Raw genomic sequence first — 10,494 nt, forward strand, 5'->3', positions numbered from 1 at the left:
TTCTGTTAGAGGTCTTGAAAAGGTAAAAAGAGAAGCTGGAATTGCCTTGATGGCAATGAATATTAGAAAATTGGTAGCGAAGGGCACCAATCATAACTGTTTTATAAACCCAAAGAAGAGATTAGTGAAAATCAAGGAACGATTTTCACTAATCTCTTCTATTTTGAAGGACTTATGGCACAGACCCTTTTCTTTACTCTAATTAAGGAGGAACTGAAGATGACTTAATAGTCGATTATTAACCAAAAATAACAATAATCATTCGCATTTATAATTTTAGGAGGATATTTATAATGACTACTGCTACAAAAACAGGTGTTAACTTACCAACTCTGAATCAACCAGACCTAGCACGCGACTCTGTAAAAACGGTAATTCTAGCTTCAATGATTGGTACCGCAATTGAATTTTTTGATTTTTACGCTTATGGAACAGCAGCAGCTACATACTTTCCAAAGGTTTTCTTTCCTGAAGTAACAACTACAATTGCCACATTACTAAGTCTGTTAACGTTCGGGGTAGCATTCGTGGCACGTCCACTCGGATCATTCATCTTTGGTCATTTTGGAGACAAGGTTGGACGCAAAAAAACATTAGTTGTCTCACTACTACTCATGGGTGGTTCAACCGTGCTAATTGGTCTACTGCCGGATTACCACACTCTTGGAATACTTGCCGTCATCTTACTTTGTGTTTGCCGATTCATTCAGGGAATTGGGCTTGGAGGCGAGTGGTCAGGTGCCGCACTTGTCGCTACAGAAAACGCCCCCGAAGACAAACGAGCATTTTATGGAGCTTTTCCTGAATTAGGTGCTCCACTCGGTTTCTTTTTAAGCAATGGTTTGTTCTTCCTGCTTGAAACCTTCTTGACCCCTAGCCAGATGCTTACATTCGGCTGGCGTATACCTTTCCTCGCTTCTGCTGTTTTAGTAGTTGTTGGTTTCTGGGTTAGAACAAAGATGCAAGAAACTCCTCTATTCAGGCAAGCCCAAGCTAAGCAATTAACTACCAAATCTCCATTGACACTCGTCTTCAAGACTTCTTGGCGTCAAATTATTCAAGGCACTCTTATTGTTGCGGTAACATATACATTATTTTATACATTGGCAACATGGTCTTTAACTTACGCAATCACAAGCTTAGGCTTTTCTAATCGTGAGTATTTGTTTTTATTAATGGGTGCTATTATTGTTTTTGCTGTTTTAATCGTATATGCTTCCAAACTTGCTGACGTCTTCGGCCGTCGGCGCGTCTTATTAGCTTCTTCGAGTGCCTTAATTATTTTCTCACTACTTTTCCCTTATCTTCTGCAGGGACAGCGTAACTTTACTGGTGTCATCATTTTCTTAGTAGTTGGTTTCACATTAATGGGAATTGCCTTTGGACCTGTTGGGGCTTTATTGCCTGAATTATTTAAGACAGAAGTCCGCTACTCTGGTGCCGGAATCTCTTACAACCTGGCTGCGATAGTCGGCGCTGCTTTTACACCAACCATCGCAACCTGGTTAGCTGACAATTGGGGAATAAAATTTGTTGGCCTTTATCTTGGTATAATGGCTGTTGCTTGTTTGATTTCGCTCTTGACAGTAAAAGAAACAAAGGATGTTGATTTTTCAGAATAGAAAATATATTATCCTATATAATTTGATTATATATTTATAATTGACTAAAACAATAGCCTCTTATTGAATCGAACTTCAAATGTTCATTTGGAACATGGAGTTTGATTTTTTGTCTATTTTAATTGCAGTCTCTTACTTACTATCCCCATGTTATTTTCCAAAATAAAAAAGAATCTCCATAAGAGATTCTTTTTTGAACACCAGAATTTGATGGTCGTTAGATTAGTATCAAATCCAATTATTCTTTTTCTTCTGTTGCTGGTTCTGCATAACTGACCGAACCATTTTTTCTTTTTGTAACCATCGTTACCCACAGCAATAGCAATGAAACTACTATGAAGATGAGCATAATCCCAATTGAAAATGCAACTTGACCAGAACCTAATCCCGAAGTCAATGATTCACGGAATCCAAGAACGGAGTATGTCATTGGTAAGAACGGATTAATTGCCTGGAAGAAACCATCCATTCCATTCGTGATATTAATTGGGAATGAACCACCTGAACCGCCGAGTTGGATAACCAAAAGAATCATTGCAGCAAAGCGCCCAGGATTCCCCCCTGCGACTGAAAGGAACATTATCAAGTACATTGCGGTGAACGAGAATACGATTGCGTTAAGAACCATCTGGAAAGGATGGTCTGGAGTCAATCCTACTGCCATCATTAACAACGTTTCAATCACCGCTGTTCCCGTTGCCACAACTGCCCCAATCGCAACTTTACTCAAGAACCACTCTGTTCCCGTACCATCTGGTGTCGATAAACGACGAATTGGATATACTAAGTTAAATACCAAGGCACCAACATATAACGCAACTGAAAGCATATATGGTGCAAGTGCATATCCATAGTTAGGAACCGTACTGTAATTCTTATGAACCAATTTAGATGGTGTTGCAAACATATTTGATGTCTTGTTAGATGTCTTAACTGCATTTACTTTCTTCGCGCCTTTGCCTAGAGCCTTAGCAAGCGCTTTGTTACCATCAGCTAACTTCGATGAGCCTTGTGTTAATTTTGAAGAATTAGCATTAAGCTGACTTGTCCCACTTGCTAGCTGATTAACACCAGAAGAGAGTGTTGGCACTTTACTATTAAGTTGACTCAAGCCACTCGCCAGCTGTGCCGTTCCACTATTCAAGGTAGTGCTATTACTATTCAATTCGCTTGTACCAGATGCAAGTTGACTCACACCCGAAACAAGGGTTGGAACGCTGCTGTTGAGTGTTCCTAGGCCAGTTGAAAGTTGTGAGGCTCCACTTGTAAGAGACGAATTATTAGAACTTAATTGACTCGCACCTGAACTTGCCTGATTAGTTCCAGCTGTATAAGTTGCTACTCCACTAACTAATTTTGAAATTTCAGAACTTAAAGTAGAAGTACTTGCAATTGTTGCCACTTTATTTTGAATAGCCTCTGCTGAGGCCAAAGTCGTCGCATCAATATCCGGACTACTTGCATTAATCTTTGAGTTAAATTTATTTGCACTACTTGCAGCCGTGTCTGATAAACTCTTTAATTCAGATACTTTATTAGTTAAAGTCAAAATTGATTTAACCATTGTTTGTGCATCATTGTCAGTCAGTTTGTTGCTCGTATCCATAAGATTTTCCAAATTAGTTACTGCCGTGCCTAAAGAATCCATCTCTGATACCAATTCATTCATTGATTCTAATTTACTAGAAAGTGATGATAAATCTGTCTTTTCACTTAATGTTGTTGCTGCCGTCTGAATATTACTAATTTCAGCAATATTACTTGTGGCGTTTGTATTTGCACTACTATCAGTTGCACTCCCAGACAAAGCTATAATTTGTGCTAATTTTGCTTTATCCGCATTTGTCATATTATCTTCTGACTGCATGCTCTTAGCAAGTGCAGAAACAGTTGATGAATTAGTTGCCACTTGCTTTAAGCTAGCTGTTAGACTAGTACTAAAATCTGTCTTTGCAGTCGCAACAGTTGATAATGTTGTTTGTAATTCTGCAAGCATAGATTTAATACTACTCGTCTGCCCAGCTAAACTTTTTAGTGTCGATAATTGCGTTTGAAATTCAGTGCTGTTTATTTCTTTATTCACTGCAGCCATTGAATTAGACATAGAATTGACACTGTCTTTATTCGCTTGAAGAGCACTATTTATCTGACTAACATCCTGTGCTAATACATTATTCATGACATAAAAGCCAGCAGCTGCAGTCGGTAATTGTGATGTTGAACTTGCTAAAGTTTGCATTCCATTATTAAGCGTACTGGAATTGCTGGAGAGTTTACTTAGTCCACTCGATAATGTTCCAACACCGTTCGTATACGTGCCCAATCCACTTGTCAACGTATTCGAACCCGTCGCCAACTTGCTAACACCACTTGCAAGTGTACCTGTACTATTATTCAATTTTTGTGTCCCAGTATTGACTTTAGCCACACCAGCCGTATACTCTGATACACCACTTTGAAGTGCGGTTGCCCCAGTTGCCAGTTTAATCACACCCTGACTCAATGGTACAACACCTGTTTGTAATTCAATTACACCATCATTAATCTTCTTAACACCTGCAGTATATGTGTTAAGTCCATCTGATAATGTTGTTGAACCTTCTTTTAACTTATTAGCACCCTTTGAAGCTGTTGTGAAGCCTGTCCCAACCTGCTTGATTGTCGCAAACATTGTTTTTGCGTAAGCCTTCGTCACAGTTGCATTGATTTTAGTGTTAAGCTGTTTTGCCCCTTCTTCACTAATAACCTTACCAATATAGTTGAGCGAATCGTTCGTCTTATAAGTTAATCTCATTTTTTTTGGATTCTTATTCAAGACGGTTGTAGCATTTTTCGAAAAATTCTTTGGAATTGTAATAATTGTATAATACTTTTTATGCTTCATCCCATCCAAAGCCTTCTTTGCAGATACAAAATGCCACTGCAAAGAATCATTTTTCTTCAATTCCTTAATTAATTCGGCCCCAACTTGCATTTTCTTTCCATTGTATGAAACTGCCTTATCTTCATTGACCACGGCAACTGGTAATGACCCAGCGTTCCCATAAGGATCCCATACTGATTTTAAGAAGAATACTGAGTACAAAAAAGGTATGAACATGATTGCTAAGATTGTAGCAATCAATAACCTATGATTCAAAATATTTTTGAACTCTTCTTTAATCATATTCAATTTTCTCTCTCCTCTGCTTTTTTAATCATCTACTTCAACAATCTATAATATACACTCAATATCCATGAAAAACAAGAAAGCTACATACTTGCCTATTTCATTAATTAACCTTATGAATTTCTTAATAACTTAATTATTATTACTCGTTTTGCTTTTTTAATTTCCCACTATTTTTAAATAATTCTCAGATATTCCAAGTAATAATTTGATGATATTTCCAGCATCATTTAATCAAAAAAAGTGCAAGTTAAGTTAATTTCTAAATTTTCATGAATGTAGAACAGTACCTGGATAGATTTTATATGAATCAGACTTAGACTAATATATAATTTTTTAAAAATATTAGTGTATTTCATTTTAACTGGGGTTATGCTACTAATACAGGACGTCCGAGTAAAAAAATGGAGTAAATAAAAGTGAAGATTGAATATTTAAAATCAACAAAAGTCGTTTATTTTAGAAGAGTTGGAATTTATGGCACGGAAAATAAGCTTTTAATGCAGTCTTTTAAAAAGTGGGTCAAAGCTGAAGAGCTATTTCAAGAATCAACCATTTTGGGAATTGCATTAGATAATCCACAGAATACACCTGCAAAAGATTGCCGCTATGATGTCTGTCTTATTACCGATAAAAAAAGGTTTAAAGATAATGTCGAGCAAAGAACTTTAGCAGGAGGCACATACGCTGTTTTCAAAGTGGCGCATATTGAAAAAGTAATCATTGACTTTTATATGAACATAGCACAAACTATTGCTAAAAATCAGCTTAATGTATTAAGTAAACCTATAATTGAAAGATATAAACAAAACCCAGTGGATAAGGGATATTGTGAAATACTAATTCCAATAGAACAAAAATAACTGGTCATTATATATAGTGCTAGTGTGATTTGCTGTACCACTTAGACATGAGAACAAAGGAGTTAAGTTTATAGAAGTTCTATCTTATTCTGTACTACGCAAAAGTCTAAAATATTACTGACAGACGATTAACAATATATCAAACCTCAAATATTAGAACCTTTTACCATGGTAGTTAAAAATTCACTTTAATCTTTATAATCATTTCCAATTAACTAGTTTATATTAGCTTACGTAAATACTTTGTCATAGACAAAAAAATCAGTTCAAAAATGAACTGATTTTTTATATTTTGCCCTCGATTATTAAATCAATAAATCATGCAGATACATTTCACAAAATTAATTTTTTTTTAGAACAAATTACTGAAGAAATTCTTAATCGCTCGACCCATGATAACAAAGACATTTGCCTTCTCCACTTTTTGTGTATTTGTGGCCGTCAGCTTCAAGGCACTTGAACCATTCAAGAAACTCAATTGCTGTCCCTTTACACTAAGTGATAAGATACCTACATTCTTACCCTTTGCCAGAGGTGCTTCCAAACCGCCATTTTTGTACAGCTTCTTATTTGCAGTTAATTTTGCTGAGATGTTCTTAGATGACACACCATTCTTAAGCCAGATATTAGTAGCTTTTTGATTAACAATCTTAGCAGTTAGCTTTTTACCATGGAACGTAGGTAAGGAGCTTGCCTTCTTGAATGTCTGATTAGCAGCAATCTTTGTATACGTAAAGTTATTATATACATATGACATCAGCTTTTGCGTCTGGGTAAACCTAGACATATCCGTATCGCTAGTATGCTGAGCTCCCAGCACAACAGTTATTATCCGATGCCCATCTTTATGAACTGTCCCTGTGAAGTCAGCCCCTGCGCTATCTGACGTTCCTGTTTTCAGCCCATCAACTGGCAATTCAGTGTATGCACTCGCTAATCCCTTTAACATCCAGTTCCAATTATCCATCTCAGTTTCACTGGTACCATTATTGAACTTCATTTTCGTAATGCTTGTAGTCTTTAAGATGTCTGGATAATATTTCAAGATTTTCTCTGCGACAACTGCCGTATCCTTTGCAGACAACTTATTAACTGCATCCGATGAAGCACCCGGATACTTAGCATTACCTACTTGATCATTGTCAAGGCCCGACGCCGTATATAATTCTGCGTCCTTAATACCCCAGCTCTTAACCAAAGACCTCATCTTATTGACAAATACTTTTTGCGAACCAGACACTGCATTAGCAAGTGTCATCACTGCACCATTAGCAGAATAAATTAAACTTGCTTGATAAAGTTGTCTGACTGTATATGTATGATTCTTTAGCAGCGGAACATTTGACAGTGTTGCATCCTGACTTACCTCATAAGAATCACTATCAACTGACACCTTCTGATTCCATGACAGTTTTCCTTCCTTAATTGCCTGCAACACTAAATAAATCGAAATCAATTTACTCATTGAGGCAATTGGCAGCGCCTGATTCTCATTCTTGGCATACAAAATCTGACCGGTTTTTGCATCCACAGCAATCGCAGCCTTAACATCCAAGCTCAAATCCTGTGCATTGGTACTATCAGCGCTCACTTGTGATTCACTAAATATTCCTGCACTTGTAGTAAAGGCAGTCGTTGCGATTACTAAACTTAAAAACAATTTCTTTGTTCTTTTAAATAACATTTCTTCCTGTCCTTTCAAATTTCGAGTCTATTCTAGAATACCTAAAAAGGACTGTTGTGACAACGACTATTTAGTTCTTTTCTTCAATTTTCTCTCTTCGCAGCTCAATTTCTTGATTAACTGGAAAATGCATAATAAAACTTGTTAATTTATCATCTGATTCCGCATAAACATAACCATGATGCAGCTCAATAATACTCAAGACAATTGCCAAGCCAAGTCCGCTTCCACCAGTCTCCTTAGAGCGCGAACTCTCTACCCTATAAAAGCGATCAAAGAGTTGGGCCAGAGACTTCTTAGGAATTGCCTTGCCATCATTAGAGATACTAACCACGATTTCTTTTTCAGACACTTTCTTCGCATCAATACAAATTGTTTTAGCGTCAGCACCATACTTCAATGCATTTGTAATCAAATTATTGAATACCCGCACCAACTTCTCTGCATCCGCATCCATTAACAATTTGCTTTCGATTTTCCCAGTCTGAATAACTACATTTTTCTTCTTTGCTTCTAATTCAAATGAGATGGCTAATTGTTCAAGTAACTGGCCCAAATCAATTTGGCTAAGTTTAAGTGGTGTAGAAGTTTGTCTTACCTTTGTATATTCAAATAAATCTTCTACCAACAACTTCATTTGCTTTGCCTTAACAAAGGCTGTGTGCGTATATTTCAAGATATCTTCTTCAGAGCGATATTGTTTTTCCTCAATCAACCCCAAGTATCCAATTATCGAAGTCAGCGGTGTGCGAATATCATGGCTGACATTTGTGACAAGATCATCCTTAGAGCGTTCGATTTTACGTTCTTCTTCCATTGCGCGCAATGAACTATCAACGAGGGCATTAATACTTGAGATTACACGCTGCATATCGCCTTGTAATCGGAAAGGAATTCGGTGGTCTAGATGACCATCAGCAATATAGTGCAATTCAAATATGACGTGCTGTAACTGCATCTGACGATACCTTCTTAACAGACGCCAGTAGATGATAAACACATCTAATATTAACATCACAGTTAAAAAGACCCACCCCCAACTCCAAAATTGGATATGGTTTGGACCAAATGCTAGCGACATCTTTATTTGAAAGATTCCGTTAGCAAGACCTGGATTCGACTCTATTAACTGATCTAACAACACATATATTGATAGATTAAGTAATAAGAGCAAAATAATGGTTACAATTCCTTCACCGAACAATTCACTCTTTTCACGTGCGGTGAGTTTCACTTAACCAGCTCCATTCTAATGTGTTTCAACTTTGTATCCGACACCCCAAACAGTTTGAACAACTTTTTCACCGTTAGTAGCTTCTTCAATCTTGTCACGCAAATGACTGACATGAACCATCACCGTTTTTGCTGAAACAACAGATTCTTGCTGCCAAACACGTTCAAAGATATCATCTGCTGAAAAAACACGATTTGGATGACTAGCCAGCAAGTGCAAAATTCCAAATTCCAAAGCTGTAAGCTGAATTAATGTCCCATCGGTTGTCTCAACTTCATGAGAATCTTTCTTGATTATTAATGGCCCGATTTTTAAAATATCGGGTGTTTCATTTTTGACCGTATGTTCTGCACGACGCAATAATGACTTAACACGAGCCATAACTTCCAACGGGTTAAAAGGCTTCGTTACATAATCGTCTGCCCCTTGAATCAAGCCTTGTATTTTATCCATATCACTAGCTTTTGCAGAGAGCATCAACACTGGAATTTGCGAATCTTTACGGACTTCCTTGATAACCTCGCTGCCATTCATTTGTGGCATCATTATATCCAAAATCATCAATCCAATTTCCGGATTAGTATTTAATTTAGTAATTGCTTCTTTACCATTATATGCCTTCTCAACTTCATAGCCTTCATTTTCAATATAAATACTCAAAAGTTCTACAATATCTTTATCATCATCAACAACTAGTATTTTCATAATATCTACCTCTCGATATAAGATTAGGGTTTCCATGCCTTGTTATATATTCTTACAAAGCACCATATGGTAAAACTACCATACTTCATAGGTTAATTGTAACAAACTACACCCTTATCGTATCTAAAGAATTCTTTAAAATCAAGATTTATTACGCAGATGCCTTGTATTTTCTTAAGGTATTCACAAAAAATTCATAAACTAATATCTTGCGCACGAAGTAATCCATTTTAAAACATCTATGTTATTATTTTAATGTTGAGATGTCACTGACACCTTGGTCTATACTATGATTTTGTTTAACAAGGAGATTATTATGAAAAATTCAAAAATACTTTATCAACATGGGACACTTGCATTGCTTGTTCCAGGGCTTCTTACCGGTACAATCACGATGGGCGAATTACTTGCTCATGGCGATACCGGTATCGGAACTGGCGAGGGACTTGATGGTGAACTTATTATCTTGGATGGGGTTCCCTACCAAGTGGACAGCCATGGCAATGTCAATGTACTAAAAGAGGACTTTATTATGCCCTTTGCAAACAGCCATTTTGCTGACTACAATGAACTTGGCATAATTAACAATGCATCATCTGCTGACTTTGAAAAAGCTGCACTTGAAGGTAAGCCAAATTCAAATACCTTTTTTTCAGTCTTAGTCAAGGGAACATTCAGCTATCTGAAGACCAGAGCAGTTGTTAAATCAACAAAGCCCTTTGCAACTCTCGCTGAAACTGCAAAAAATCAAAGTATATTTGAAGCAAAAAATGTCAAAGGAATACTGCTGAGCTACTATTCACCAGCACTCTTCCATGGTGCAGCCGTTGCAGGATTCCATAATCACTTTTTAGCGGATGATCATTCAATTGGTGGACATATCTTGGACTTCAAGATTGCAGAAGGAACGATTTCAGTTCAACAATTCGACACCCTTGAACAACACTTGCCGGTCACTGATAAAGAGTTCATGAAGCATGACTTTTCTAAGGATGATATTGCTAAGGCAATTGCCGACGCTGAATAAGAGGAATATAGGTCGGAAAAATTTGAATATCAATTAAAAAAGCAGCCTCAAGAAATCAAAATTTAAAGTGAACCCCCAAGATTGGACGTAAATCCAATCTTGGGGGTTTTACTATAATGAAATTTAATTTGAACTTCAAAATAAAAGTTGTAACCGAATATTTAAGTGGTATCGGTTCTACCACATTAGC

The 10,494-nt window shown here is 36.9% G+C and carries 8 protein-coding genes; 4 read left to right on the plus strand and 4 right to left on the minus strand.

Features of this window, described 5'->3' with window-relative positions; genetic code table 11:
• Together FFX44_RS12380 and FFX44_RS12385 are read left to right on the plus strand one after the other, a co-directional pair.
• Positions 1-202, plus strand: a 202-nt coding sequence (locus tag FFX44_RS12380; protein ID WP_289981634.1) for a hypothetical protein, incomplete at its 5' end; no start/stop codon positions are given.
• Between the two features lie 91 nt (positions 203-293).
• Entirely contained in the window at positions 294-1,622 is a 1,329-nt protein-coding gene (locus FFX44_RS12385; protein WP_289981636.1) for an MFS transporter, read from the plus strand.
• Positions 1,623-1,860: 238 nt separating this feature from the next.
• On the opposite strand, the gene FFX44_RS12390 is transcribed toward FFX44_RS12385, so the two are convergent.
• A complete protein-coding gene (locus tag FFX44_RS12390; RefSeq protein WP_289981659.1) occupies positions 1,861-4,788 on the minus strand; it encodes a YhgE/Pip domain-containing protein in 2,928 nt (975 codons plus the stop codon).
• 422 nt (positions 4,789-5,210) lie between these two features.
• Here FFX44_RS12390 and FFX44_RS12395 point away from each other — a divergent pair, with 422 nt between their 5' ends.
• The gene (locus tag FFX44_RS12395; protein ID WP_289981637.1) at positions 5,211-5,654 is read left to right on the plus strand and encodes a GyrI-like domain-containing protein; all 444 of its coding nucleotides are present in this window, start codon (positions 5,211-5,213) and stop codon (positions 5,652-5,654) included.
• Positions 5,655-6,006: 352 nt separating this feature from the next.
• Here FFX44_RS12395 and FFX44_RS12400 read toward each other — a convergent pair whose 3' ends face one another.
• The 3 genes from FFX44_RS12400 to FFX44_RS12410 all read right to left on the minus strand — a co-directional run bounded on the left by FFX44_RS12400 (position 6,007) and on the right by FFX44_RS12410 (position 9,277).
• Entirely contained in the window at positions 6,007-7,338 is a 1,332-nt protein-coding gene (locus FFX44_RS12400) for a serine hydrolase (RefSeq protein WP_289981641.1), read from the minus strand.
• 70 nt (positions 7,339-7,408) lie between these two features.
• On the minus strand, positions 7,409-8,572 hold the full coding sequence (locus tag FFX44_RS12405) for an ATP-binding protein (protein WP_289981646.1): 1,164 nt from the start codon (positions 8,570-8,572) through the stop codon (positions 7,409-7,411).
• A gap of 15 nt (positions 8,573-8,587) precedes the next feature.
• On the minus strand, positions 8,588-9,277 hold the full coding sequence (locus FFX44_RS12410) for a response regulator transcription factor (protein ID WP_289981650.1): 690 nt from the start codon (positions 9,275-9,277) through the stop codon (positions 8,588-8,590).
• Between the two features lie 316 nt (positions 9,278-9,593).
• Between FFX44_RS12410 and budA the strand changes: the two genes are divergently transcribed.
• Complete coding sequence (gene budA / locus FFX44_RS12415) at positions 9,594-10,304, plus strand: acetolactate decarboxylase (protein ID WP_289981656.1); 711 nt, start codon at positions 9,594-9,596, stop codon at positions 10,302-10,304.
• The last annotated feature ends 190 nt before the right edge of the window (positions 10,305-10,494 follow it).

Origin of the sequence: Lactobacillus sp. UCMA15818, assembly GCF_030400225.1 — a bacterium.
Taxonomy (GTDB): Bacteria; Bacillota; Bacilli; order Lactobacillales; family Lactobacillaceae; genus Liquorilactobacillus.

Coding starts and splice junctions, on each gene's coding strand:
- FFX44_RS12385 (WP_289981636.1), top strand. CDS start 294: ATGACTACTGCTACAAAAACAGGTGTTAACTTACCAACTCTGAATCAA.
- FFX44_RS12390 (WP_289981659.1), bottom strand. CDS start 4,788: ATGATTAAAGAAGAGTTCAAAAATATTTTGAATCATAGGTTATTGATT.
- FFX44_RS12400 (WP_289981641.1), bottom strand. CDS start 7,338: ATGTTATTTAAAAGAACAAAGAAATTGTTTTTAAGTTTAGTAATCGCA.
- FFX44_RS12410 (WP_289981650.1), bottom strand. CDS start 9,277: ATGAAAATACTAGTTGTTGATGATGATAAAGATATTGTAGAACTTTTG.
- budA (WP_289981656.1), top strand. CDS start 9,594: ATGAAAAATTCAAAAATACTTTATCAACATGGGACACTTGCATTGCTT.